We start from the raw sequence: 24,778 nt of genomic DNA on the forward strand, positions 1-24,778 counted from the left end.
GCCGGCCGGAGGCACCCCGAGGGGGCCTCCGGTCGGCTTTTTCCGTCCAAGCGCCCCGCGCCCCGCGCCCCGCGCCCCGCGCCCCGCGCCCCGCGCCCCGCGCCCCGCGCCCCGCGCCCCGCGCCCCGCGCCCCGCGCCCCGCGCCAAGATCGTCGCAAATTTGGAGATGTTGCTGCCTCCGACACGGCGCGAGACAGCAACATCCCCGATCCTGCGCGGATCCTGACGACGACCACCGGGCCCCGAGACACCGGGAGCGAGGTCCAAACGCCACCGGCCGACAAGGTCACGCTCGAACCAGGATGTAGGGGCGTCACCGACGCACCGACACCACTACATCCTGGACAACGCCGTTGCGTTAGGGCTGTAGCCGGCGGGTCAACCCGGGACAGGAAGTGCCCGATCGGGGAGCGGGTTGGGCCCGGCTTGGCGATCATGGAGTTGTGGTGCCGACTTTGGGGGTTTTACGGGCGTTCTGTTACCCACCACAACTCCATGATCGGCGAGGCAGTGCTGGTCGACGAACAGCCGTTCCACCTAACGCAACAGCGTTGACATCCTGGATCGAGCGCGATCTTGCGATCAGGACGCCCGCGGAGGGGCATGTGCGGCCGTTTCGGGCAGGCAAGCCTCGACAGGACACGAGGCCCCCTTGATCCACTCGGTTTCACGAAAGTCGCGCTTTCCACCTGGCTCGAACACCGCGTTTTCAAGAAAGCCGAGTGGATCATGCCGCCCAGCCGCAGCCTGGCGCGGCGGAGCGGAGCGGGGCGCAGTGGGACGGGACGGGGCCCGGCGGGGCGGGGCGCGGCGGACGGCGCGCGGGGCTGGGCGGCGCAGCGGACGGCGCGCGGGGCTGGGCTGGGGGCGGCGCGCGGGGGGCTGGGCGGGACGAGGCGGGACGCAGTGGGGCGGGGCTAGAGGGTCTGGACGGTGGCGATGCGTTCCTCTAGCTGCTCGATGGTGGCCTGGGCGCTCGGCGGGCCGCCGCAGAGTCGGCGCAACTCGGCATGGATCTTGCCGTGGGGCTGGCCGGTGCGGTGGTGTCGGGCGGCCACGAGGGCGTTCAGTTGGCGCCGGAGCGCCACTCGACGCTGGGCGGCACTCAGAGGTGCGGGTGGCGCCGCGGTGGGCGCAGCGGCCGGCTGAGCGGCCGCGTCGGCCGTACGGCGGCGTTGGGCGGCGAGTTGGGCGGCCTGCCGTTTGGTGAGCAACAGGGACACCTGGTCGGCGGTGAGGAGGCCGGGCAGGCCGAGGTATTCCTCTTCCTCGGGGGTGCCGGCCTGGGCCGCGGTGCCGAACGACGCCCCGTCGAAGATCACCTGGTCCAGTTCGGCGGTGGCGGAGAGCGCGGCGAACCGCTTCTCCAGCTCGCCGCTGGCCTGGTCGTCGCGCTGCGCGCGTTCCAGCAGGTCGTCGTCGAACCCGTCGGCTTCCTTGGGTTTGCCGAGCACGTGGTCCCGCTCGGTCTCCATCTCGCTGGCCAACCCGAGCAGGTGCGGCACGCTGGGCAGGAAGACCGAGGCGGTCTCCCCGGGTCGGCGGGCCCGCACGAAGCGGCCGATCGCCTGGGCGAAGTAGAGCGGCGTGCTGGCACTTGTGGCGTAGACCCCGACCGCGAGTCGCGGAATGTCCACCCCTTCGGACACCATCCGCACCGCGACCAGCCACCGCTGGTCGGACGCCGCGAACGTCGCGATCCGGGCGGAGGCGCCCTGGTCGTCGGAGAGCACCACGGCGGCCTTCTCGCCGGTGACCTGTTCGATGAGCCTGGCGTACGAGCGGGCGGTCTGCTGGTCGGTGGCGATGATCAGGCCGCCGGCGTCGGCCATGCCCGCGTTGCGCAGCACGGTGAGTCGGGCGTCGGCGGCCCGCAGCACCTGCGGCATCCAGTCGCCGGCCGGGTCCAGGGCGGTACGCCAGGCCTGGGCCACCAGGTCCTGCGTCATCGGCTCGCCGAGGCGGGCGGCCAACTCCTCCCCCGCGTTGGTCCGCCACCGGGTCTCCCCGGAGTACGCCAGGAAGAGCACCGGCCGGACCACGCCGTCGCGCAGCGCGTCGGCGTAGCCGTACACCGAGTCGGCGCGGGAGCGCAGCAGCCCGTCGCCGCCCCGCTCGTAGCTGACGAACGGGATCGGGTTGTCGTCGGAGCGGAACGGCGTCCCGGTGAGCATCAGTCGGCGTACGGCGGGCTCGAAGGCGGCCTTCACCCCGTCGCCCCAGGTCCGGGAGTCACCGGCGTGGTGGATCTCGTCGAGGATGACCAGGGTGCGCCGGGTCATGGTGCGCCGCCGGTGCACGTGTGGAGCCATCCCGACCTGCGCGTAGGTGATGACCGCGCCGTGGAAGTCGGCCGCGGAGTGCAGGTCGGCGTTGCGGAACGCGGCGTCGAGTTGGATGCCCACCCGGGCCGCCGCGTCGGACCACTGGCTCTTCAGGTGCTCGGTCGGGGCGACCACGGTGACCGCCTCGATGGTGCCGTCGGCGAGCAGCTCCGCCGCGATCCGCAGGGCGAAGGTGGTCTTGCCGGCGCCCGGGGTGGCGACCGCGGTGAAGTCGTCGGTACGTCGACGCAGATATTCCACCAGGGCCTTACGCTGCCACGCGCGTAGTGCCGGGAACGTCTCGAGCACCGGCGTCCGGGCTGCCACGCGAAGCTCCTCTCCGACCGCACGATGGCGGACCCCGGGCGAGGGCCACGAGTCCCGCCGCCCATGAAAACGCCTCCGCGCAGTAGCTGCCGCGAAGGCCGACTCAGCATAACCAGCGCGGGCCGCCGGGCCCAGGCGACGCCACGCCCGTCACATCCGCCACCCGGATCGCGAGGCTCACCAGTCCCGGTCGGTGCGTGGATCGGCCCCTTCGGTGCGTGGTGGGCGCAGCGTCGCCACCGGCGCGGACCAGCGGCGGCGCAATGCGATCAGGCGCAGCCCGAAGACCAGGACGGCGGCGGCGGTGAGCGGCGCGGGGCCGGTCTGCCCGGTGACGTACAGCAGCGCCACGGTGACCGCGCCGGCGAGCGCGGCCACCGCGTAGATCTCCCGGCGCAGCACGACCGGGATCTCGGCGGTGAGCAGGTCGCGGGCGAGTCCGCCGCCGATCGCGGTGAGCATGCCGATGAGGCAGGCACCGACGGCCGGCACCCGGGCGTCGAGCGCCTTGAGCGTGCCGGTCACCGTGAACAGCGCCAGGCCCGCCGCGTCCAGCACCAGGACTGTGGTGCGCAGCCGGGCCAGTTGTGGGTGCAGCCAGAAGACGGCGAGCGCGGTGATCGCGGCGGTGGCCGCGTACCGCCAGTCGGCGAAGGCCAACGGCGGGACCTCGTCGATGACCAGGTCCCGGAAGATCCCACCGCCGAGAGCCGCCACGAACCCGACGAACGCGACACCGAACAGGTCCAGCCGTTTGGCCACCGCCGCCGAGGCCCCGGACGCGGCGAACACCGCGACGCCGGTCAGGTCGGCGAGCAGCAGGGCGGTGGAGGTGGTCACCGCCGCAGGCTACGTCGCCGGCCGGAGCACCGGCCGAGGTTCACTCGCGGTACGAGTCGTAGATCTCCTTGCACTTGGGGCAGACCGGCGAACCCGGCTTGGCCGCCTTGGTGACCGGGAACGTCTCGCCGCAGAGCGCGACGACGTAGGTGCCCATGACGGCACTCTCGGCGATCTTCTCCTTGCGGACGTAGTGGAACATCTCGGGACCGGTGTCGGCGTCCTTCAGCTCTGGACGCTCGAGAACCTCTGTGCTCACGTCTGCACCTCCAACGGTCAAGTTTGGCAGGTCATCACGGCCGGGTCCACCTGAGGCCGGCCGGAGCCCGACCCCGTACGGTGCCCGGGTGACTGACTTTCACCTCAGCTACGGCACCGAGGTCGCCGAAGCCCTGCGCGACGGCCGACCCGTCGTCGCACTGGAGAGCACCATCGTCTCGCATGGCCTTCCCCGCCCGGAGAACCTGCGGGTGGCCAGGGAGATCGAGCGGGCGGTCCGGGACGCCGGGGCCGTTCCCGCGACGATCGGCATGATCGGCGGCAAGCTGGTGGTCGGCCTCGACGACACCCAGCTGACCCGGCTCGCCACCGTCGACGGAGTGACCAAGCTCTCCGTCCGCGACCTCGCGGTGGCGGCGGCGACCGGCGTGGACGGTGCCACCACCGTGGCCGCCACCAGCGCGGTGGCCGCCGCGGCCGGGATCGGTGTGTTCGCCACCGGCGGGTTGGGTGGGGTGCACCGGGAGGCCGCGCACACGTTCGACGAGTCGGCCGACCTGGTCACCCTGGCCCAGACCCCGATCGCGGTGGTCTGCGCCGGCGTCAAGTCGATCCTCGACGTGGGCGCGACGCTGGAGCGCCTGGAGACCCTCGGGGTCGCCGTGCTCGGTTACCGCACCCGCCGGTTCCCCGGCTTCTACCTGACCGACGCCGGCTTCGACCTGGACTGGTCGGTGGACTCGCCGGAGCAGGTCGCCGCCGTGCTCGCCGCCCGGGACGCGCACGCGCTGCACACCGGCGGGCTGCTCGTCGCCAATCCGCTGCCGGTCGACGAGCAGCTCGACCCGGACCTGCACGACCGGACGCTCGCCGACGGTCTGGCCCTGCTGGAGCGCGACGGGATCACCGGGAAGGCCGTCACCCCGTACCTGCTGGCGCACTTCCACTCGGCCACCGAGGGCGCGAGCCTCGCCGTCAACGTCCGGATCATCCTGCGCAACGCCGACCTGGCCGCGCGGATCGCGGTCGCCGCGGCGGCCCGCGACACCGCCACCACGGTATGAGCCGACCGGCGCGGGTGGTCGTCGTCGGGGACGTGATCACCGACGTGGTCGCCGTGCTGTCCGGGCCGCTCGCGGTGGGCTCGGACACGGCGGCCGAGGTGAGTATCGGCGGCGGCGGTCAGGCGGCCAACACCGCGGCCTGGGTCGCCGCGCAGCGGGTGGACGTCACACTCGTCGGCGCCGTCGGTGCCGACGACGCGGGGCGGGACCGGGTCGCCGAGTTGGAGCGAGCGGGAGTCGACTGCGCGGTCGAGCGGGTCGAGGACGCGCCGACCGGCACGGTCATCGTGGTGGCCACCGACGGCGAGCGCACCATGGTCAGCCAGCGGGGCGCGAACCTGCGGCTGAGCGCCGCGCACGTCGAGCGGACCCTCACGGCGGTGCCCGACGCCGGGCATCTGCACCTGTCCGCGTACACCCTGTTGGACGCCGAGTCGCGCGGTGCCGGGCTGCGGGCGTTGGCCGCCGCCCGCGAGCGCGGGCTCACCACGAGCGTCGACGCGGCCTCCGCGGCGCCGCTGCGGCGCGTCGGTGCGGCGGCGTTCCTGAGTTGGGTACGCGATGTCGACCTGCTGCTGGTCAACGCGGACGAGGCCACGGTGCTGGCCGGCGGGCTGGACCCGGCGGCGCAGGGGCGGGCGTTGTCGGCGACGGCGCGGCGGGTCGTGGTCAAGCGCGGCGCGGCCGGCGCGGTCTGGGTCGACCGTGGCGCGGCGGTCTGGGTGGCTCCGGCCCGGCGGGTGGCGGTGGCGGACGTCACGGGGGCGGGCGACGCCTTCGCGGCCGGCCTGCTGACCGCCTGGCTCGCCGGTGCCACCCCGACCGTGGCGCTGAACCGCGCCACCGACCTGGGGGCGCTGGCCGTATCCACCATCGGCGCGCGGCCTCGGCCGTAGTCGACGGCGCGCGGCCTCGGCCGTGCGGCAGCGGCGCGCGGTCACGGCCGTGACGGGTTCGAGCCCTGACCTGCTCTCGGGTCAGGGCTCGACGTCGATGACCTTGTGTGTGCGCTCCTCGGCGGTGAGGCTCATCGGCGGGGTGTCGTCCTGTTGGCGGGGGTGGAACCGGTTGGCCAGCCGGTGCTCTTCCTTCGGCGGCCGGTCGTTGGCCAGCAGCACGGCCAGCCAGGGGATGAGCACCATGCCGAGGCCGCAGAGCGGCAGCCAGAGCCAGAGCAGTGGGGCGTTCGCACCGACCAGGATCGCGCCGACGATGATGCACAACACCCGGATGCCCATCATCAGGACATAACGGCGCTGGCGGCTGTTGAGCTGATCATCCTGGCTGCGCGAGGCGTCGGTGATCAGAATCGGCTGGTACGCCTGACGCTTCACCATGGACCTCCTCGAGGGGATACGCCTCATCCTGTCACCGCGGGGCCTTGATCAGCGAAATTCGACTCGTCACGATGCGTGTTACGTCCGTGGTACGCTCCGGACGTGGGCAGCAGGTTCAGCTTCACCGACGAGGCGTTGGCCAACCTGAGGGTCTACGACGTCACACCCGGGGAAGTCTGGGAGGCGCTGCACAGCGCCCGCCGGGTCATCCGCCACCTGGGCGACGACGTCATGGTGGTCTACGCCGCCGCCCGTCGGGGTCGCCGACTGGCGGTGCTGCTCGCCGAGGCCGATGGCACCGACAACGACTGGGACATCCTCTCCGCCCGCGAGTTGAGCGACGTCGAGTCCAAGCGCTACGACGAGGCCGTGCGAAGAGATCGCCGATGAGGAGGCCGTGACGATGCACCGTAACGACGCGACCAAACAGTTCCACAGCGGCGACGACCGGATCGCCGAGTTGATCGACGAGAGCCCGGCGGTGGATCTGCCCACCCCCGACACCGACGTGCCGATGGTGAGCCGATCAGTCCGGCTGCCGTTGGAGACCTACGAGCGGGTGCGGGCCGCGGCCGACGCCCGGGGCATCGGTGTCACCACGCTGATGCGCCAGTGGATCGAGGCTGGCCTGGCCGACCTGGACGACTCTGCGACCGTCTCGCTCGCCGACGTCCGGCGCGCGTTGGCCTCGCTGGCACACCCGACCGCCGCCTGAGCGTCAGCCCCCCGCAGCCTTCGCCTTGGCCGCCGCCTTCGTCTGCTGCTTGAACTCCCGCACCCGGCTCAGCGAATCGGCGTCCGTGACGTCGGCCACCGACCGGTACGCGCCCGGGTCGCCGTAGTCTCCAGCTGCCTTGCGCCAGTCCTGCGGGGTCACCCCGAAGCGCTTACCGAGCAGGGCCACGAAGATCTGCGCCTTCTGCTTGCCGAAGCCGGGCAGCTCGGCGACCCGACGCAGCAGCTCCGGCCCGTCGGCCACGGCTGACCACAGCAGCGCCGCGTCACCGTCGTAACGCTCCACCAGCACCTGGCAGACCTCCTGCACCCGGGCCGCCATCGCCTTCGGAAACCGGTGCAGCGCGGGCGGCTGGGCGAAGAGCGCGACCAGGGCCTCCGGGTCGTACCCGGCCAACTCCGCCGCGTCCAGGTCGTGGCCGAGCCGCTGCTGGAGCACGTACGGCGAGGAGAACGCCTTCTCCATCGGAATCTGTTGGTCCAGGACCATGCCGAGGAGCAGGGCCAGTGGGCTGCGCTCCAGCAGCCGGTTGGCCTCCGGGTCGATCGGCAGCACGAGCGTCATGTGGACATCCTGCCTGGTGCACCGAGGTGGGTGGACACCGACGCTCCGTTCGGTGCGGACAGGTGGCGCCGGTCTGCCACGCTCGACGTCATGCTGCGGACCGCCCCGCCCGGATCCCCGTACCACCGGCTCGGCCGCACCGACCGGCACCGCTCGTGGAAACCCGTCGTCGGCACCCTCGCGCTGCTCGCCTCGGCGGCGGTGGTCATCGGCCTCCTCTTCAGCATCGCCGCCGTCGTGGGCGAGCTCACCAACCGTCCGTACGACGCCGACGGGTTCCCCACCTTCGGCCCGATTCCGGACGCCGCGCTGCTGATCGCCTCGCTGGCGCTGCTGCTCCCACTGGTGCTCGGCACCGCCTGGCTCGTGCAGCGCCGGCCCGCCGGCACGGTCTCCTCCGTGCTCGGCCGGCTGCGGTGGGGGTGGCTCGGCCGTTGCCTGCTGATCGCCACACCGCTGATCATCGTCATGCTGTTCGGCGCGGACCTCCTGCTCGGGCTGACCGACGAGAGCCCGGTCCTCGACCCGGCAGCCACCTGGGTGGGTTGGCCGGAGTTCGCCGCCGGCCTGCTGATGGTTCTGTTGTTGGTGCCGTTCCAGGCCGCCGCGGAGGAGTACGCCTTCCGGGGCTGGCTGTTGCAGGCCGTCGGCGCGTACCTGCGCACACCCTGGCCCGCGATCACCCTCCAGGCGGTGCTGTTCGCCGCCGCGCACGGCTGGGGCACGGTCTGGGGCTTCCTGGACCTGGCCTTCATGGGAGCGCTCATGGGCTGGCTGGCGATCCGCACCGGCGGGCTGGAGGCCGCGATCGCGCTGCACGTGGTGAACAACCTGACCGGCTTCACCCTGGCGGCGGCCTTCGGCGAGCTCGCCGCCGACGAGACGATGGCCGACTCCCCCTGGCAGCTCGTCCTGGTCGACGTGCTGGTCCTGTCTGCGTACGCCCTGGTCGTCGACCGGTCGGCCGCGCGTCGAGGGCTGGCGACAGTCGTACCGCCGGCCCCGGTCGTGCCGGTGCCCGGCGTGCCCGCCCTCCCGACCGGCGTGCCCGCCCTCGCGACCGGCGCGCCCTCGCCGCCGGGCGGCACGGAGGTGAGGCTGCCGGGCTCCGGGGTCGAATCTCGCGGGTGGTGACGGCTCGTCGCACGACGGCAGGCAGGATGTCGGGGTGGACGAACACGACATGCTGCTCTCCCCCGCTGGTGTCGACGCGCTGCGGGCCGCGCTGACCCGGACGGGGTTCACCAGCCGTGGCATCGCCGAGCGGCTGGGCGCCCAGGCGACCGCCGCGGTCGCCCGCAACGACTACCGGGCCGCGCTGCGCGCCACCGAGGACGGCGACCCGCTGGGCACCCTGATCCGGGTGTTCATCTGCGACCAGACCGAGTCGGAGGCGGCGGTGGCCGCCGCCCTGGCACCGCTGAGCCTGCCGGAGGCACTGGCCGGCGGGCTGGTCGAGCGGTACGGCAGTGGCCTGCGCGCCGGCGTCGACCTGGAGCCGTACGGCGACGGCTGGTGGGTGCTCGCCGACGTGTCGGCCAGCGCCCGGCCGGGTCGACCGTTGCACGCCGAGCACGTGCTCGGCATCGGCGGGGCCACCCAGACCCTGATCGGCGCGACCATGCGCCGGCCCGTCGACACCGCTCTGGACCTGGGCACCGGCTCCGGCGTCCAGGCCCTGCACCTGGCCACCCACGCCCGGTCGGTGACCGCCACCGACCTGTCCGAGCGGGCGCTGCGCTTCGCCGCGACCACCGCCGCCCTCAACGGCCAGGACTGGGAGCTGCTGCGCGGTGACCTGGTCGCCCCGGTGGCCGGTCGACGGTTCGACCTGGTGGTGAGCAACCCGCCGTTCGTGGTCGGCCCGGGCACCACCACGCACGTCTACCGCGACTCCGGCCGGGTCGGCGACGCCATCGGCGCGGAGTTGGCCGCCGCCGCCCCCGGGCTGCTCACCGAGGGCGGCACCATGCAGTACCTGGCGAACTGGGTGCACGTCGCCGGTGAGGAGTGGGACGAGCGGGTGGCCGGCTGGTTCGCCGGGACCGGCCTGGACGCCTGGGTGATCCAGCGCGAGGTGGCCGACCCGATGGCGTACGTCGACCTGTGGCTCACCGACGTCGGCGAGACCGCCGACCCGCAGCGGATGGCCGCCTGGCTGGACTGGTTCGACGCGCACAAGGTGGAGGGGATCGGCTTCGGCATCGTCTCGCTGCGCCGCGGCGGCCACGCCGACCCGGTGGTCCGCGTGGAGGACCTGCGGCAGCGGGTGCAACCGCCGCTGGGCGACCAGATCGCCGCCTGGTTCGACCGCCAGGACTTCCTGCGGGTACGCGACACCGAGGGGCTGCTCGCCGAGCGCTACCGGGCCGCCGACGGCCTCCAGCTGCGCCAGGAGGCCACCATGGGCGACGAGGGCTGGGCGGTGGACCGACAGGTTCTCGCGATGCCGCACGGCCTGCGCTGGACCGAGGAGATCGACCCACTGGTGTTGGCGCTGGTGGGTGGTGCCGATGGCCGGTTGCCGCTGCGCGACCAGCTCGCCCTGCTCGCCGCGGCCCACGACGTCGAGCCGGACGAGATGGCCGAGGCCGCCGGCCCGATCGTGGCGCACCTGGTGGAGCGCGGCTTCATCGAGGCGGTGACCGAGTGACGCGGGCCGGCTCCGGAGCGGCTGCCGACTCTACGGCGGGTTGCTGATGCGTGCGGTGGTGCAGACCGTCGGGCGGGCCAGCGTGACCGTCGACGGCGAGGTGGTCGGCGCGATCGAGAACGGCCTGCTGGTGCTGCTCGGGGTGACCCACACCGACACGGCCGAGACCGCTCAGACGATGGCCCGCAAGGTGCACGAGCTGCGCATCCTGGACGACGACAGGTCCGCCGCCGACATCGGCGCGCCGATCCTGGTGGTCAGCCAGTTCACCCTCTACGGCGACGCGCGCAAGGGCCGACGCCCGAGCTGGACCGCCGCCGCCCCCGCCGAGGTCGCCGAACCACTTGTCACCGCGGTGGTCGACGCCCTGCGCCAACGAGGCGCCAAGGTCGAAACGGGCCGCTTCCGCACCCACATGCTGGTCGAGAGCACCAACATAGGCCCCCGAACCCTCCTCCTAGACCTCTGACCCCACCCCACCCACCCCGGGCCCACCCCCGCCCGCCCTGGTTGATCATGAGGTTGTTGCTCGCCGCCCGGCGTGTCGTGGGCAATAACCTCATGATCAACGGGCTGGGAGGGGGGTGGGGTGGGTGGGTGTTAGGAGAAGAGGCCTCGGCGGGTTAGGGACTGGCGGAGCCAGTTGTCCAGTTCGGCGGTCCAGTCGGTGCGGTCGGCGGTGGCGTGGGCGACGGTGAAGCGACCGAAGGCGTCCCGGCCCTCGCTGAAGACGCCACCGCGCTTGTCGACCTCCAGTACGACCTGCATCTGCTGGGCGTCGGCGATGAAGGTGACCTCCAACTGGTTGATCGAACGGGCGTACTGCGGGGCCGGCGCGAACTCGATCTCCTGATAGAACGGCAACGTCTGCCGTACGCCGTAGATGTGGCCACGCTCCACATCGGCGCGTGCGAAGCGGAAACCCAGTCGCAGCAACGCGTCCAGCAGTCGCTCCTGCGCGGGCAGCGGGTGCACCGACACCGCGTCCAGGTCGCCCTTGTCGACAGCGCGGGCGACCTCCAGCTCGGTACGCAGACCCATCGTCATGCCGTGCAGGTGCTGCCCGTACAGGTCGGTGATCGGTGTCTCCCACGGCACGTCGAAGCGGAACGGAATGTCGTGGCGCTGCCCCGGCTCCAGCCGGAACGGGCCGGTGATCCGCTGACGGCGGAACTCCTGGGTGGTCTCGTGGTCGCTGTCGCCGCTCTCGACCTCGACCCGGGTGACCAGGCCGAGGGTCACGTGGTCGATGTCGACCTGGTGGTCACCGCCGAGCACCTGGATGCGGCCCTCCAACTGCCCGCCCGGGCGGCAGTTCGGGTTGGCCAGCACCGTCTCGACCGACGGGCCGCCGACCCCCATCGCCTTCATGAGCCGCTTGAAGACCACACCGTCCTCCATCTTTCGTCGTCGTCGACCCGAGGTGGCCGACCGTCCGCAAGGTAGCCGTGCCGGGCAACCCCACCGCGGGACGACACTCCGTAGCAACGATCCGGCCCAATTCCTGTCGGGTGCCCGATCGCCTCACTCCCGTTTTACGCCCTGCCCGCCAAGCTGTGTCTCACACCGGCACCACTGGGCCGGAGACACGGCACAGACGTGGAAACGGGGAGACAGAGATGGTCCTGCAGATGACGGAACACCGGGCGCGCCTGGCCACCACGACCGACACCGACCCGACCTCCGAGGTCCTCGCCGACCTGGACGCCACCGACGAGCGTGGCATCTCGACCGACCTGGTCCGGGCGTATCTCAACGGGATCGGCCGGACGAAGTTGCTGACCGCCGCGCAGGAGGTCGATCTGGCCCGGCGGATCGAGGCCGGCCTGTTCGCGGACGAGAAGCTGGCCACCTGCACCCCGGTCTCCGAGGAGCTGCGGGCCGACCTGCAGTTGGTCGTCGCGGAGGGCCGGGCGGCCAAGGACCATCTGCTGGAGGCGAACCTGCGGTTGGTGGTCAGCATCGCCAAGCGCTACACCGGGCGCGGCATGGCGTTCCTCGACCTGATCCAGGAGGGCAACCTCGGCCTGATCCGCGCGGTGGAGAAGTTCGACTACGCCAAGGGTTACAAGTTCTCCACGTACGCGACCTGGTGGATCCGGCAGGCGATCACCCGGGCGATGGCCGACCAGGCGCGCACCATCCGCATTCCGGTGCACATGGTCGAGCAGGTCAACCGGATGGTGCGGGCCCGTCGGGAGTTGGCGGTGACGCTGGGCCGCGAGCCGACGGTGGCCGAGGTCGCCCGCGCCCTGGAGATCCCCGAGATCCAGGTCATCGAGCTGATCTCGTACGACCGGGAGCCGGTCAGCCTGGACCAGGCCGTCGGCGACGACGGCGAGAGCGCGCTCGGCGACTTCGTGGCCTCGGTGGATCCGCGCACCGAGCCGGGCGACGCCGCCGCCCAGGGCGAGCTGCGCAACGAGGTCAGCATCGTGCTGGCCACCCTGTCCCAGCGGGAGCAGGCGGTCATCCGGCTCCGGTTCGGTCTGGACGACGGCCGGCAGCGCACGCTGGACGAGGTCGGCCGCGAGTTCGGCCTGTCCCGGGAGCGGATCCGGCAGATCGAGAAGGTGACGCTGCTGAAGCTGCGCGCCCCGGAACGCGCGCAGCGCCTGGAGGCGTACGCCTGCTGACGCCCACGCTCGTGGAAGGCCCTGGCGGTTCGCCGGGGCCTTCCATGCTGTCCGGGTGCTTGACCGGTGCCACCCTTCACGATAAAACCATGTGGTTATAAAACCAGGAGGTTATAAGTGGTGGGCACCGAGCTGCTGGACGCGACCTTCGCGGCGCTGGCCGACCCGACCCGGCGGGCCATCCTCGCCCGACTCGCGGCCGGGGAGGCGACCGTGACGGAGCTGGCAGAACCATTCGCGATGAGCCAGCCGGCCATCTCCAAGCACCTCCGAGTGCTGGAACGCGCCGGCCTGGTCAGCCGGCGGCGGGACGCCCAGCGCCGACCCTGCCGGCTGGAGGCCCGCCCGCTGCGGGAGGCGACGGCCTGGCTCGCCAACTACCGCGACTACTGGGCGGAAAGCTATCAGCGCCTCGACGCGCTGCTCGACGAACTCCGGGCCGTCGACCAGACCGACGCCGACCGCCGACGCTCCCAACCGGACGGGCCGCGCGGGTGAGCGGCGTCGACGACCCGCTCGTCGTCCACACCCCGGGTGCTCGGGAGATCGTGTTGAGCCGGCTGTTCGAGGCACCGGCGCGGCTGGTGTTCGCCGCCTTCACCCAACCCGAGCTGCTCGTCCGGTGGTACGGCGCGCGCGGCTGGAGCCTGGTGGAGTGCGACGTCGACCTGCGGGTCGGCGGCCGGTGGCGGTTCGTGTCGCAGGGCCCGCAGGGCGCCCGGATGGTCCAGGCTGGGATGTACCGGTACATCGAGCCACCGCGCCGGCTGGTCTGCACCGAGCTCTTCGAGGACCAGTCCTACCCGGGCGAGACGCTGGTCAGCCACGAGTTCACCGAACTGGCCGGCCGGACGACTGTCACCACCACGCTGCGCTACGCCACCGCCCAGGGGCGGGACACCGTGCTGCGCTACCCGATGACCCGGGGGGTCGGGCAGAGCTTCACCCGGCTCGCCGACCTGCTGCGTTCGCCAACGACGACACGAGGAGAGCAACAGTGAACTGGACGCTGGAAGTGGTGATCGTGCCGGTCACCGACCTGGACCGGGCCAAGAAGTTCTACGCCGAGCAACTCGGCTTCACCGTGGACCACGACACCGTGATCAGTGACGACGCGCGGATCGTGCAGCTGACCCCGCCCGGCTCCGGTTGCTCGATCGTGATCGGCAAGGGCGTCGTCCCGGAGATGCCGCCGGGCTCGCTCCGGGGCCTGCAACTGGTGGTGCCCGACCTGAAGCGGGCCCACGCCGAGCTGGTCGAGCGGGGTGTGGAGGTCAGCGAGATCCAGGTGGTGGGACAGAACCCGCGGCCGGTGCCGGACCCACTGGACAACGTCGGTTTCGTCTTCTTCGCCGACCCGGACGGCAACACCTGGGGCGTCCAGCAGATCTCCAGCCGGCCCTGACCAGGCACCGTCAGAGGCGGCGGGGGCCAGTGTCCGGGCGGGCGGCCGCGCCGCCCGTCCGGACCTGCGCATGCAGGACCGCGATGCCGTCCGGGCGGGCGAGCACCGGATTGAGGGTCAGCGACCGCACACGGGGCTGTTCGTCGGCGAGCTGCCCCACCCGCAGCAGCAGATCGGCCAGGGCCACCCGGTCGACAGGTGCGGCACCCCGGTGCCCGCGCAGCAGCGGCGCGGCGCGGGGCTCGTCGACCAGCTCGGCGGCGTCGGTGTCGGTCAACGGCACCGCCCGCCAGGCCCGGTCGCCGAGCAGCTCGGTGGCGACCCCGCCGAGACCGAAGCCGACGACCGGCCCGAACGCCGGATCTTCCACCAGCTCCACCACACACGCCACCCCGGGCGGGACCATCGGCTGGACCAGCGCGTCCGCGCCGAAGGCCGCCACCAACTCGGTGTACGACCGACGGAGGGTCGGCTCGTCGGGCAGGTCGAGCCGGACCGCGCCGAGGTCGAGGCGGTGCCGCAGCCCCGGGGCGGCCGCCTTGAGCGCCACCGGATAGCCCAGCAGTGCCGCCGCGTCGACCGCCGCGTCCGCCGAGTCGACGGGCACCGACGCCACCACGTCGATCCCGTACGCGGCCAGCAGCGCCCCCGCGTCGGTGGCGTCGGTGCGGAACGCGGCCTGCGCGGCGACCCGGTCGACGCCCGGCACCTCGGGCGCTACCCCGGGCGGGCGGCGGAGCCACTGCGCGTACCGGTGCACCCGGGCGAGGGCCCGGACCGCCTCCTCCACCCCGGCGTACGCGGGCACCCCCGGCGGCAGCCGCCCGACCAGGAACGTCGCCACTGTCGGTTTGCCCAGCGCGAGGGCCGCCGGAAGCGCGGCGGTCACGTCGGCGTCCACCTCGGTCAGTTGGCCCGGCAGCGGCGGGGCGAAGACCACCACCAGGGCATCCACCCGCTCGTCGCCGGCCGTCTGTGCGAGAGCGGCCGCGAACTCGACGGCACCGGCACTCGGCCCGACGTCGCGGGGATAGCCCTCGGCCACGGTGAGGCCCTGCCCGACGCAGGCGGTGGCGGCCAGACCGGTCAGAGCCGACGAGTTGCCGACCACACCGACCCGGCCACCGGCCGGCAACGGCTGGTTGGCCAGCAGCACACCCACGTCGAGCAACTCCGGCACGGTGTCCACCCGGATCACCCCGGACTGGGCGAAGAGCGCCGCCACCGCCACCTCGTCCGGTCCGGCGGTGTCACCCACCCCGATCGGGCGGGCCGGCGAGGCGAGCGCGACGACAGGTTTCACGCGGCCGATCCGCCGGGCCAGCCGGGCGAACTTGCGCGGGTTACCGAAGGTCTCCAGGTACAACATGATCACGTCGGTGCCGGGGTCGTCCTGCCAGTACTGCAGCAGGTCGTTGCCGGAGACGTCGGCCCGGTTGCCGGCGGAGACGAAACTGGACAGCCCGAGGCCACGCCGGTCCGCCTCGGCGAGCAGCGCCACCCCGAACGCACCTGACTGACTGAAGATGCCGACCCGGCCGGCCGGCGGCAACGCCGGGGCGAGGGTGGCGTTGAGGCGTACCGTCGGGTCGGTGTTGGCCACGCCCAGACAGTTCGGGCCGACGACGCGCATGCCGGCGGCGTGCGCCGCGCGGACCAGCGCCCGCTGCGTGGCCGCGCCCTCGGCGCCGGCCTCGGCGAAGCCGGCCGAGATGACCACCAGACCGTGCACCCCGGCGGCCGCGGCGTCGGCGACCACCGCGGTCGCCGCCTCCGGGGGGACCGCCACCACCGCCAGGTCCAGTGGCGTCCCGGCGTCGACCGCCGACGGGTACGCGGGCAGGCCCGCCACCGTCGCCGCGCTCGGATGCACCGGCACCACCGCACCGGTGAAACCGCCGTCGCGGAGGTGGCCGAGCACCGCCGCGCCGACGCCCTGGCCGGTGGCGCTGGCACCGTAGACGACGATGCCGCGTGGAGCGAGCAGCCGGGCGATCGAACGGGCCTCGGTGCGGTGCTCCCGGCCGCGCTGCACCTCCAGCGTGGCCTCGGTGGGCGCGATCGGGAAGCTCAGGTGCACCACACCGTCGGCGTACTCGCGTTGGACCTGGTAACCGAAGTCGGCGAAGACCCGCAGCATCGTCCCGTTGGCCGGGAGCACCTCGGCGACGAAACTCATGATGTCGTTGCGGCGGGCGGTGTCGGCCAGGTGCTCCATCAGCACCGAACCAATGCCCCGGCCCTGGTAGGCGTCCTCCACCACGAAGGCCACCTCGGCGTCCGGCGCCTGCGGGCCGAGCCGCTCGTAGCGGCCGACCGCGACGATCCGGTCGGCGGCGAGCACCACGAACGCCTCCCGGTCGTGGTGGTCGACGGTGACGAACCGGATCAGGTCCCGTTCCGGGATGCGCGGGTACGGGGAGAAATACCGCAGGTAGCGGGTGCGCTCGGAGAACCTGCTGTGCATCGCCACGATGCCCGGCGCGTCGGTCGGCTCGATCTGTCGCAACTGGACGGTGCTGCCGTCGCTGAGCAGCACGTCCACCGGCTGGTCCACTGTCGTCACCGGCGCGACCCTCCCCCGCCCGGCTCAGTCCCGCGGATCGTGCGGGTCGAGCCCGAGCAGCGGAAAGACCGCCTTGCGGGTCGCCGCGATCGCCCGGTCCACGGCGGTCGGCTCGCCGGTCGGCTGCCACGGCTCGTACGACGGGTCCGCGTCGTCGGTCATCCGCAGCGGCACCTCCCGGCCCAGACGGCGGGAGACGACCAGGTCCCGCCAGCCCGGCGGGGTGAGCGTGGCCGGGTCGACCGGGTCACCGGTGGCCACGGCCAGCAGGTGGGTCCAGGCCCGGGGCACCACCTCGACAAGCGCGTACCCGCCGCCGCCGGTGGCCACCCACCGGCCGTCGCACAGCTCGTCGGCGAGTGCCCGCATGGCCAGGTAGGTGGCCCGCTGCCCGTCCACCGTCAGGTTGAGGTCGGCGAGCGGATCCAGGCGGTGCCCGTCGGCGCCGCACTGGGTGACGAGCACCTGCGGCCGGAACGCGCGCAGCACCGACGGCACGATGGCGTGGAACGCCCGCTGCCAACCGGTGTCGTCGACACCCGGCGGCAGCGGCATGTTGACCACGCTGCCCTGCGCGCCCGGCCCACCCGTCTCGTCCGGAAAACCGGTGTACGGGAAGAGGGCGAGCGGAGTCTCGTGCAGGCTGACCGTGAGCACCCGGGGGTCGTCCCAGAAGACCTCCTGGACGCCGTCGCCGTGGTGCACGTCGACGTCCACGTACGCGATCCGTTCCGCGCCCAGGTCGAGCAGGCGGGCGATGGCCACCGCGGGGTCGTTGTAGACACAGAACCCGGCGGCGCGGGCGGGCATCGCGTGGTGCAGGCCACCGGCCACGTTCACCGCTCGCCGGGCGTCGCCACGCCAGACCGCCTCGGCGGCGGCCACCGTCGCGCCGGTGATGAGCGCGCTGGCCTCGTGCATCCCGTCGAAGATCGGGTTGTCGGACGTGCCCAGCCCGTACCCGGCGAAGAGCGGATCGCGGGGCGCGGCCCGCACCGCGGCCAGGTAGGCCGGGTGGTGCACCCGGGTGAGCAGGGCGTCGTCGGCGGGCTCCGGCTTGACCATCCGCACCCCGGGCCGATCCAGGACGCCCAGCGCACGGGCCAGCGCGACGGTCAGCTCCACCCGGACCGGGTCGAGCGGATGGTCACCCATGTCGTAGGCGAGCAGCGACTCGTCCCACACCACCACCGTGTCGTCGGACATGCGCCCATCGTCGCACGAGGACCGTCACCGACCCACCGCACGCGCTGGTCAGCGCCCAGATGTCGGCCCGGAGGCGATCGGACGCGTCGGGTCGGCCACCCAGTTGCTCCACGAACCGACGTAGAGCGCGGCGTCCGTGCGGCCGGCCAGGTGCAGCGCGAGCACCGCCTGCGCGGCGGTCACCCCGGAGCCGCAGTACGCCCCGACGGCCCGCGCGCCGGTCACCCCGGCGGCGGCGAACCGCTCACCCAGCACGTCGGCGGCCAGGAAGCGCCCGTCCGGGCCGACGTACTCGCCGGCGGGCAGGTTCGCCGCTCCCGGCACGTGTCCGGCGACCGGGTCGATCGGCTCGACCTCGCCCCGGTAGCGGGGTGCCGCCCGCACGTCGAGCAACACCGCGTCGTCCGCGGCGGCCAACTCGGCGGCCTGCCCCGCGTCGAGCACCGGAAGATCACCGGGACGTACCTCGACGTCGCCGGGGGTCGGGGCGGGCGCGTCGGTGCAGACGGGTCGGCCGGCGGCGACCCAGGCCGGGTAGCCACCGTGCAGCAGGCGCACCGGTCGGTGCCCCGCCCACCGCAGCGTCCACCAGGCCCGCGCCGCGGCCAGGCCGTCGCCGCCGTCGTACACCACCACGGGGTGACCGGCGCGGACGCCGGCGGCCCGCAGCGCGGCCTGTAGGGCCTCCGGGTCGGGAAGGGGGTGTCGACCGCCGGCACCCGGCGGCCCGCAGAGCGCGGTGTCCAGATCGACGAAGACCGCGCCGGGCAGGTGGCCGGCGAGATAGTCGTCGCGGCCGGGCGGGCCGACGAGCCGCCAGCGGACGTCGAGCAGGGTGGGCGGATCGGCGTGGTCGAGCTCGGCGGCGAGCCGGTCGACCTCGACCAACGGCTCCTGGGTACCGGACATGACGACCATCCAACACCATTCGTGCCAATGGTTCACGGCTCGGCGGCGGTCGCTGGCCCTTCCCCGAGGTAGCATCGTGCACCGGAGGGCCGCTGACGTTATGAAGTCTCACGACCTGGTCGACACGACCGAAATGTACCTGCGCACCATCCTCGAGTTGGAAGAGGAGGGGGTGCCACCGCTGCGTGCCCGGATCGCCGAACGGCTGCAGCAGAGCGGCCCGACCGTGAGCCAGACCGTCGCCCGGATGGAGCGCGACGGCCTGCTCACCGTCGAGGGCGACCGGCACCTGACACTCACCGCACCGGGCCGCGCCAGCGCCGTGTCGGTGATGCGCAAGCACCGCCTCGCCGAGCTGCTGCTGGTCAACGTCATCGGGATGCCCTACGAGGAGGCCCACGAGGAGGCCTGCCGCTGGGAGCACGTGATGAGCGACGCGGTGGAGAAGCGGGTGTACGACCTGCTCAACCGGCCGACCCGCTCCCCGTACGGCAACCCGATCCCGGGTCTACAGGAGTTGGGCTCGCCGGCCGAGGAGGCCACCGAGGCCGCCGAGGGCGAGCGCAACCTGGCCTTCCCCGGCCTCTCCGGGCCGGTCGTGGTCCGCCGGATCTGCGAGAGCGTGCAGAAGGACGCCAACGTGCTGCGTCAACTGCACGCCGCCGGTGTCGACCCGGGTGTCACGGTGACCGTGGCGCAGGAGCGCGACGGGGTGTCGATCGACCGGTCGGGCGACCGGGTGCGGCTGCCCCGCGAGGTCGCCTCCCGGGTCTTCGTCGCCGCCAGCTGACCAACCGGCCGCCCGGGCGCGTCACAGCGCCCGGGTGTCCACCTTCTTGGCCAGCGCGGCCAGGTCACCGGTCAGCTTCTCCGCCGCCGCGCGCTCGCTGCCACGCGCGCCGGTCCAGCTCAACGTGGCCAGTCGCCCATCGGCGGCCAGCCAACCCACTTCGGCGACCGGCCCGTGCCCGCTCGCCGCGGCGGTGGTCCGCCGGTACGCCTGCTGCCCCAGCCCGGTGATCTTCGCCGCCTTGTCCGGCACCACGTCCGCCGCGAAGGTGGCCTTGTCGATCGTGGTCTCGGACACACTCAGCGTCAGCTCCGGCAGCGCCGCACCCCCGGCCCGGAGCACACACGCGTGCGTGTCGCCCTGTTCGCTGGCCGCCGCCACGTCGAAGCGCGTCTTCACCACCTGCTCGGTCACCGCGAAGTCCAGCAGCCGGCAGGCACCGCCCGAGGAGGCCGCCGCCACCTCCACCGCGATCGGCACCGGCGGCGGCACCGCCACCGGCTCGGCCTCGGCGGCGCAGCCGCTCACCAGCAGCCCCGCCAGCCCTCCGACCACGATCCGCCCGCGCACGCTCCACCCTCTCGCCGACCGACGGCGGAAGGCGCCCGCCAGATGTCCGTCGGACACCGTACGGGGTGTCGGTGTCGGGCGGAAGCCCCCGCTGACGCCTATTCCGACTGTGGATCGTCCACGTACGGGCAGTGCCGGCAGCCGCGCCCGCAGCAGGTGCCGCGCTTGGCCAGGAACCCGGCGCTGAGCACGAACAACCCGCTCGCCGGGTCGAGGTAGCCGGCCTCGCCGGCGGCCAGCGCGGCGGCGTGCGCGGCGAGGACCAAGGCCCGGTCGGGGTGCGCGGGCGACAACCGGGACGGGTGCGGCTCGGTGAGCGGCCGACCCGCCAGGGGGCGTCGCTCCCCGGTCACCAGCAGCAGTCCTTCCGCGTCACGCGCAGCAGTCTAGAGGCGACCCGACGACCGTACCCATCGACGAGTACCGGATCTACGTCCACCCGGTGTTGCTCGGACGGGGTCGCCGACTCTTTCCCGACGCCGACGCCCCGACCGGGCTGCGGCTCACGGAGAGCCGCGTCTTCGGCAACGGTGTGGTCCTGCTCCGCCACGAGCGGGCACGCTGACGTCTGTCGCTTGAGTCTCCAGCGGGGGGAGACGCGAGGGTGGGGGCATGAGTGGTGCAGAGCGGTACACGATCGGCGAGCTGGCCCGGCGCACCGGCCTGAGCGTCAAGACCATCCGGTACTACGCCGACAGCGGGATCGTGCCACCGACGGACCGGAGCCCGACCGGCTATCGCCTCTTCGACGCCGCGGCGGTCGCCCGGCTGGAGCTGGTCCGGACGCTGCGTGACCTGGGCGTGGACCTGGCCGCCATCCGGCGGGTGGTGGACCGCGAAGTGCCCCTGCCCGAGGTGGCCGCGGCGCACGCCGAGGCGTTGGCGGTGCAGATCCGGGTGCTGCGGCTACGCCAGGCGGTGCTCACCGTCGCGGCGAGGCGCGGATCGGGCCCGGCCGAGGTCGACGAGCTGCACCGGTTGGCCCAGCTCGGCACACGCGAGCGGGAGCAGTTGGTGGCCGACTTCCTGGCCAGCGTCTTCGCCGGCCTCGGCGACCAGCCCGCGTACCCGGGTGTGCTCGTCTCGATGACACCGGAGCTTCCCGACGACCCCACCACGGAGCAGGTCGAGGCGTGGCTGGAGTTGGCCGAGGTGTGCCGGGACCCCGACTTTCGGGCACGGATGCGGCAGCTGGCGCGGCAACACGCCGCCGACCACGACGTCCCGGGGTTGCCCCGCCCGGACGCCGTCGCGGTGGTCCGGGACGCGGTGGCCCCCGCCCTCGCGGCCGGCCTCGACCCGACCAGCCCGGCCGCCGATCCGGTGGTCGCGGCAGTCACCAGCCGGTATGCGAGCCTGCACGGTCACACCGACGACGCCGACCTGCGTCAGCGATTGCTCGACCGGCTGGTGCCGGCCAACGATCCCCGCCGAGACCGCTACCTCGACCTGTTGGCGGTGCTCAACGGCTGGTCGACGGGCGATGCGACAGCGCCGGCGGTGGACTGGTTCATCCGGGCCCTGCACGCCCGGAGGCCCGAACCGGTGCACTGAGCCGGCTGGGCTGGCTGGGCGGCTTCGGCGGCTGGGCGGCTGGCCGGCCGGGGGGGGCTGGGCGGCTGGGCGGCTGGGCGGCTGGGCGGCTTCAGCCGAACCAGGTCATCGCCTGGCCGTGGCCCCTGGCCCAGGCCAGCGGCTTTCCGTCGAGCGCGAGGACGTTGTGCAGCGCGTCGTTCGGCGGCTCGGGCAACGTGTCGTACCGAAGCACCTCCGGTGCCTCGTTCGCGATCCAGTGCCCCGGCAGCTCACCGACCAGCCGGGCGAACGCGTCCCGGCGCGGCGACGGCACCTGGTAGAGCACCGAGTTGTGGAAGACCACGAGCGTCGCATCGGCCGGCGCGCGGGCGGCCAGCGCCGGCAGGTCGTCCACCAGATCACCGCGGACCAGCAGCGGAGGGTCGGCCGCGGCGACCGCCGCCGCGGCCCGCAACCGGGCCCGCCGGTGCGCGTGCTCCGGCCAGATCAGGGCGTCCAACCAGGACACGTCGCCGGGGTCGGCCACGTCGAGCGGGTTGAGGTCCAGGCCAGCCCGCCACACCACCCGGGGTACGCGGCTCGGCGGCACCAACCCGATGGCCGCGCACTCCAGGACCGGCTCACCCGAGCCCACCTGATGATCGCCGTAGCGGTACGCGTACCGGTCGGGGTAGAGGCAGAGCCCGGCCGATGCACCGACCTCCAACAGGGCGAGGGGCTGCGGCAACGCGGCGAGCAGCGGCAGCAGGACCGCGCACCGGCCCGCCTCGTTCGTCTGGGTGGCCCGGGTGCGCAGCTCCGCCTCGACGGCGGGCCAGTGCGTCGCCACGTAGTCGTGGAACGTAGCCTGGTCGTCGACCGGGCCGCCGAGCCAGCGCACGACGCCGAACAGCAGATTCGGCTGCCGCTTGGCCGGCGGCAGCCCGTCGAGCAGGGCGAGCAGGGCGTCGTCGTGGGCGACGGCGTGCGCCAGACGCTCGTACGTGGGCGACACCCCGCGCGCCTCGCGGCTGCCGAACTCGGCGTACGCCTCAGCGGTCGTCATGCCCCCATCGTCGCAGCCCGTTCCTCGGTAGTTCAGCCCCATTCCCCTCGGTCTGCGGGAGCCGGTCGTGCCCCTCGCCGTGGAGATCACCCGGCAGCGCAGCGCCAACCACTCCGCTGGGGCCGCCAGCCGGTCGCGCTTGCCGCAGAGGGTGACGCCGCCCACGCCACCTCCCCGAACATGGGGCGAGCACATGTTCCGCTCGAACTACGGGCCCCTGTTCGCCCAGCCTGAACCCGCTCGCCGTCGGGAAGCCCGCCGATGCGCGGCATCTCGCGCCGCCCGCTCGGCAGGTGGCCTGCCGAGCGGACGGGACCGGAGCATGTCGGTCAGCGATTTTGTCGGACGTGATCGGCCAGCTCGTTGACCGTCGCGAAGCGCTGCCCCTCCGCCTCGGCTCCTCGCGCCGAGAGACCGTCGTGCTTCTCCTGGGCGGTCGCGGCCACCACCCCCTGTGGTCCCTGGATGAACACTCCCGTGTTCGGATGCACGGTCACGTACATCGACAGGTCGACGCTCGGGTTGGATGGCGCTCCGGGCTTCGTCGGTGTCGCCAGCGAACCCTCCCACTGCAGCAGCCACACCGCCGGGCCCTTCGGCAGGGTTGAGCGCATGGCGTCGACCACCGGATCGACCGGTTCGGGCAGGAACTCGACCGGAAACTCGACGTCCACCTTCTTGCCGAGTTCGGGACGCAGGTTGCCACTCAGGACTTCGATCACCCGGAGTTCGACGGCAACCCACTGGAGGTCCTTGAGCACACGGCCCTTGCGGACTCCCTTGACCTCGGCGAGCACCGTCGCCGTCGCCTCGTCGTACGCCGCTGCCAGGGTCGGCGGCTGGCGCTTGAGGATCACGCCCTCTCCGGGCCGGAGCGAAGCAAAGAACCGTAGGTCGTCAGCGGCCGAGGCGGCGTACGTCGAAGTGGCATCGCTGGCGGGCCGGGCCGCGACGGGAACAGCGTTCTGCTGACAGGCGACCAATGCGACGGACGCCAAGGTCAGCCCGACGAGGACCAGTGGTTTTCTCACAATTCTCACCCCTGCGGACGTCAGTAACGGGCGTTGATGTGGTCTTTGTCGTGCTGACTGAGAACGGACCCGGTGGCCTCGGTGACATACGTCCACATGCAACTGTTCGTCGTCAGTACGTTGTGTCGCAGGCCTACCGAGTGTCCCATCTCGTGGCAGGACACCACCCGCCGCTGATAGTCCGTATCGAAATAGCCGTAGTCGTACCAGTAGTAATTACCGTTGTAGATGTTTTGCTGCCCTCGGCACCACCGGTTCGGGTGACTGCCGCCCGTGCCCGTGTTGGTCGCGGGGCATTTGGCAATGCCAACCCACCCGGTCGGGCCATAGTTGTAATCGTGCAGCTCGAGATCAGGCAGGGGATCGGACTGGTCCCGATAGACGTTCAAGTCCGTGCCGTTGTACTGAGTAACGGCCCAGTCGGCTGCGACGGTCATGTTGGGGATTCCGTGCGGCGCCTCGTCGGAGAGGTTGACGTAGCGCACCGCGTGATTGGAGTTGTTCGCGAGACTCACACAATCGGTTGCGTTGTCGCAGATCGACCCAAAGTTGTTGGCGAAGGCCGACTCCGGATGCACCACCATCGCACCGACGGTCGCGAGCAGCATCACCAAAGCGACAGAGGTGCGGCGGCGGCGGTCCCGCCGCCGACACTGGTCCACTTCTTCGGACATGGCCATAGCAACCTTTCGAGACGACAGCAAGATGGGCCGTGAGAGGCGCTGCGCCGAAGCGCCCGGTTTCGCAATTGAGTCGACAGCCAGGCAGGCTGAATGCCCCCCGTTCGCCCCGCGCATTCCTCCACCGCGCGCCTGCCAGAAGCGACGCTATGTGGCAACAATGCCGCCTGTCAATATCAATCAAAAAAGCGTCTGCGGAACCGGGTCCACCCGGTCGACCATGACGCGCTCGTTTCGCCCATACGTTCGGTGTTCACCTTTTCTTGGTTGACGCGAGGCCGCCGGTCACGGTAGAGCAAAGCTGCGCCTGGGCCAGCCTCGTGGGGGCATCGATCCGAG

28 protein-coding genes are annotated in these 24,778 nt (G+C 72.5%); 14 read left to right on the top strand and 14 right to left on the bottom strand.

From position 1 onward, the window contains the following. Positions 1-918 precede the first annotated feature (918 nt). From ACGFIQ_RS01295 to ACGFIQ_RS01305, 3 genes are all read right to left on the bottom strand, one after another. The gene (locus ACGFIQ_RS01295) at positions 919-2,652 is read right to left on the bottom strand and encodes a DEAD/DEAH box helicase (protein ID WP_393237521.1); all 1,734 of its coding nucleotides are present in this window, start codon (positions 2,650-2,652) and stop codon (positions 919-921) included. Between the two features lie 177 nt (positions 2,653-2,829). Continuing rightward, entirely contained in the window at positions 2,830-3,492 is a 663-nt protein-coding gene (locus ACGFIQ_RS01300) for a trimeric intracellular cation channel family protein (RefSeq protein ID WP_393237524.1), read from the bottom strand. Positions 3,493-3,532: 40 nt separating this feature from the next. After that, positions 3,533-3,751 carry a DUF3039 domain-containing protein gene (locus ACGFIQ_RS01305; RefSeq protein WP_088946800.1) on the bottom strand — a complete coding sequence of 73 codons (219 nt, stop codon included), beginning with the start codon at positions 3,749-3,751 and terminating at the stop codon, positions 3,533-3,535. An 88-nt stretch (positions 3,752-3,839) separates the two neighbouring features. Between ACGFIQ_RS01305 and ACGFIQ_RS01310 the strand changes: the two genes are divergently transcribed. Then, the gene (locus tag ACGFIQ_RS01310) at positions 3,840-4,775 is read left to right on the top strand and encodes a pseudouridine-5'-phosphate glycosidase (RefSeq protein WP_393237527.1); all 936 of its coding nucleotides are present in this window, start codon (positions 3,840-3,842) and stop codon (positions 4,773-4,775) included. Beyond that, complete coding sequence (locus tag ACGFIQ_RS01315) at positions 4,772-5,671, top strand: carbohydrate kinase family protein (protein ID WP_393237530.1); 900 nt, start codon at positions 4,772-4,774, stop codon at positions 5,669-5,671. The genes ACGFIQ_RS01310 and ACGFIQ_RS01315 overlap by 4 nt, the downstream gene beginning before the upstream one ends. 81 nt (positions 5,672-5,752) lie before the next feature. Here the strand turns inward: ACGFIQ_RS01315 and ACGFIQ_RS01320 are convergent, their stop codons facing one another. Next, positions 5,753-6,112 carry a DUF3099 domain-containing protein gene (locus ACGFIQ_RS01320; RefSeq protein ID WP_357070318.1) on the bottom strand — a complete coding sequence of 120 codons (360 nt, stop codon included), beginning with the start codon at positions 6,110-6,112 and terminating at the stop codon, positions 5,753-5,755. A 102-nt stretch (positions 6,113-6,214) separates the two neighbouring features. On the opposite strand from ACGFIQ_RS01320, the gene ACGFIQ_RS01325 reads away from it, so the two are divergent. Next, positions 6,215-6,502: a hypothetical protein gene (locus tag ACGFIQ_RS01325; RefSeq protein ID WP_124771959.1), complete on the top strand. Its 288-nt coding sequence runs from the start codon at positions 6,215-6,217 to the stop codon at positions 6,500-6,502. A gap of 13 nt (positions 6,503-6,515) precedes the next feature. After that, complete coding sequence (locus tag ACGFIQ_RS01330; RefSeq protein WP_074318058.1) at positions 6,516-6,827, top strand: hypothetical protein; 312 nt, start codon at positions 6,516-6,518, stop codon at positions 6,825-6,827. A gap of 3 nt (positions 6,828-6,830) precedes the next feature. Here the strand turns inward: ACGFIQ_RS01330 and ACGFIQ_RS01335 are convergent, their stop codons facing one another. Then, positions 6,831-7,412, bottom strand: coding sequence for an HhH-GPD-type base excision DNA repair protein (locus ACGFIQ_RS01335; protein WP_393237534.1), 582 nt, complete (start codon positions 7,410-7,412; stop codon positions 6,831-6,833). A gap of 30 nt (positions 7,413-7,442) precedes the next feature. On the opposite strand from ACGFIQ_RS01335, the gene ACGFIQ_RS01340 reads away from it, so the two are divergent. Genes ACGFIQ_RS01340 through dtd form a run of 3 tightly spaced genes read left to right on the top strand, consistent with a single transcriptional unit; the run spans position 7,443 to position 10,534 of the window. Then, the gene (locus ACGFIQ_RS01340) at positions 7,443-8,546 is read left to right on the top strand and encodes a CPBP family intramembrane glutamic endopeptidase (protein ID WP_393237537.1); all 1,104 of its coding nucleotides are present in this window, start codon (positions 7,443-7,445) and stop codon (positions 8,544-8,546) included. A gap of 34 nt (positions 8,547-8,580) precedes the next feature. Next, complete coding sequence (locus ACGFIQ_RS01345; protein ID WP_393237540.1) at positions 8,581-10,065, top strand: methyltransferase; 1,485 nt, start codon at positions 8,581-8,583, stop codon at positions 10,063-10,065. Between the two features lie 46 nt (positions 10,066-10,111). Then, positions 10,112-10,534 (top strand): D-aminoacyl-tRNA deacylase, encoded by a 423-nt coding sequence (gene dtd / locus ACGFIQ_RS01350; protein ID WP_393237543.1) that lies wholly within the window; start codon positions 10,112-10,114, stop codon positions 10,532-10,534. A gap of 131 nt (positions 10,535-10,665) precedes the next feature. Here dtd and ACGFIQ_RS01355 read toward each other — a convergent pair whose 3' ends face one another. After that, the gene (locus ACGFIQ_RS01355) at positions 10,666-11,454 is read right to left on the bottom strand and encodes a sporulation protein (protein WP_393240258.1); all 789 of its coding nucleotides are present in this window, start codon (positions 11,452-11,454) and stop codon (positions 10,666-10,668) included. Positions 11,455-11,684: 230 nt separating this feature from the next. Here ACGFIQ_RS01355 and sigB point away from each other — a divergent pair, with 230 nt between their 5' ends. The 4 genes from sigB (at position 11,685) to ACGFIQ_RS01375 (ending at position 14,106) form a co-directional block, all read left to right on the top strand. Next, on the top strand, positions 11,685-12,701 hold the full coding sequence (gene sigB / locus ACGFIQ_RS01360) for an RNA polymerase sigma factor SigB (RefSeq protein ID WP_393237546.1): 1,017 nt from the start codon (positions 11,685-11,687) through the stop codon (positions 12,699-12,701). Positions 12,702-12,821: 120 nt separating this feature from the next. Beyond that, positions 12,822-13,199, top strand: coding sequence for an ArsR/SmtB family transcription factor (locus ACGFIQ_RS01365; protein WP_393240260.1), 378 nt, complete (start codon positions 12,822-12,824; stop codon positions 13,197-13,199). Continuing rightward, positions 13,196-13,702: an SRPBCC family protein gene (locus ACGFIQ_RS01370; protein WP_393237548.1), complete on the top strand. Its 507-nt coding sequence runs from the start codon at positions 13,196-13,198 to the stop codon at positions 13,700-13,702. The genes ACGFIQ_RS01365 and ACGFIQ_RS01370 overlap by 4 nt, the downstream gene beginning before the upstream one ends. After that, positions 13,699-14,106: a VOC family protein gene (locus ACGFIQ_RS01375; RefSeq protein WP_393237551.1), complete on the top strand. Its 408-nt coding sequence runs from the start codon at positions 13,699-13,701 to the stop codon at positions 14,104-14,106. The genes ACGFIQ_RS01370 and ACGFIQ_RS01375 overlap by 4 nt, the downstream gene beginning before the upstream one ends. Before the next feature lie 10 nt (positions 14,107-14,116). Here the strand turns inward: ACGFIQ_RS01375 and ACGFIQ_RS01380 are convergent, their stop codons facing one another. The 3 genes from ACGFIQ_RS01380 to ACGFIQ_RS01390 are packed head-to-tail and all read right to left on the bottom strand — an operon-like array spanning position 14,117 to position 18,787. Beyond that, complete coding sequence (locus ACGFIQ_RS01380; protein WP_393237554.1) at positions 14,117-16,672, bottom strand: GNAT family N-acetyltransferase; 2,556 nt, start codon at positions 16,670-16,672, stop codon at positions 14,117-14,119. A 24-nt stretch (positions 16,673-16,696) separates the two neighbouring features. Then, entirely contained in the window at positions 16,697-17,878 is a 1,182-nt protein-coding gene (locus ACGFIQ_RS01385; RefSeq protein WP_393237557.1) for an acetoin utilization protein AcuC, read from the bottom strand. A 48-nt stretch (positions 17,879-17,926) separates the two neighbouring features. Further along, positions 17,927-18,787 carry a sulfurtransferase gene (locus ACGFIQ_RS01390; protein WP_393237560.1) on the bottom strand — a complete coding sequence of 287 codons (861 nt, stop codon included), beginning with the start codon at positions 18,785-18,787 and terminating at the stop codon, positions 17,927-17,929. Between the two features lie 100 nt (positions 18,788-18,887). On the opposite strand from ACGFIQ_RS01390, the gene ACGFIQ_RS01395 reads away from it, so the two are divergent. After that, positions 18,888-19,577 (top strand): metal-dependent transcriptional regulator, encoded by a 690-nt coding sequence (locus ACGFIQ_RS01395; RefSeq protein ID WP_393237563.1) that lies wholly within the window; start codon positions 18,888-18,890, stop codon positions 19,575-19,577. A gap of 21 nt (positions 19,578-19,598) precedes the next feature. Here the strand turns inward: ACGFIQ_RS01395 and ACGFIQ_RS01400 are convergent, their stop codons facing one another. After that, entirely contained in the window at positions 19,599-20,147 is a 549-nt protein-coding gene (locus ACGFIQ_RS01400; protein WP_393237566.1) for a hypothetical protein, read from the bottom strand. Between the two features lie 98 nt (positions 20,148-20,245). After that, positions 20,246-20,500, bottom strand: coding sequence for a DUF5522 domain-containing protein (locus ACGFIQ_RS01405; RefSeq protein ID WP_393237569.1), 255 nt, complete (start codon positions 20,498-20,500; stop codon positions 20,246-20,248). A gap of 59 nt (positions 20,501-20,559) precedes the next feature. Here ACGFIQ_RS01405 and ACGFIQ_RS01410 point away from each other — a divergent pair, with 59 nt between their 5' ends. Both ACGFIQ_RS01410 and ACGFIQ_RS01415 read left to right on the top strand, forming a co-directional pair. After that, positions 20,560-20,712 (top strand): dihydrofolate reductase family protein, encoded by a 153-nt coding sequence (locus ACGFIQ_RS01410; RefSeq protein ID WP_393240263.1) that lies wholly within the window; start codon positions 20,560-20,562, stop codon positions 20,710-20,712. A 47-nt stretch (positions 20,713-20,759) separates the two neighbouring features. Further along, positions 20,760-21,701, top strand: a complete 942-nt coding sequence (locus ACGFIQ_RS01415; protein WP_393237572.1) for a MerR family transcriptional regulator — start codon at positions 20,760-20,762, stop codon at positions 21,699-21,701. 91 nt (positions 21,702-21,792) lie between these two features. Here ACGFIQ_RS01415 and ACGFIQ_RS01420 read toward each other — a convergent pair whose 3' ends face one another. The 3 genes from ACGFIQ_RS01420 to ACGFIQ_RS01430 form a co-directional block, all read right to left on the bottom strand. Then, positions 21,793-22,728, bottom strand: coding sequence for a DUF2332 family protein (locus tag ACGFIQ_RS01420; protein ID WP_393237575.1), 936 nt, complete (start codon positions 22,726-22,728; stop codon positions 21,793-21,795). A 329-nt stretch (positions 22,729-23,057) separates the two neighbouring features. Further along, positions 23,058-23,585: a hypothetical protein gene (locus ACGFIQ_RS01425; protein WP_393237578.1), complete on the bottom strand. Its 528-nt coding sequence runs from the start codon at positions 23,583-23,585 to the stop codon at positions 23,058-23,060. A gap of 194 nt (positions 23,586-23,779) precedes the next feature. Further along, positions 23,780-24,433, bottom strand: coding sequence for a matrixin family metalloprotease (locus ACGFIQ_RS01430; RefSeq protein ID WP_393237581.1), 654 nt, complete (start codon positions 24,431-24,433; stop codon positions 23,780-23,782). Positions 24,434-24,778 lie beyond the last annotated feature (345 nt).

The sequence above is a fragment of the Micromonospora sp. NPDC048898 genome (genome assembly GCF_043198035.1).
GTDB lineage: Bacteria > Actinomycetota > Actinomycetes > Mycobacteriales > Micromonosporaceae > Micromonospora.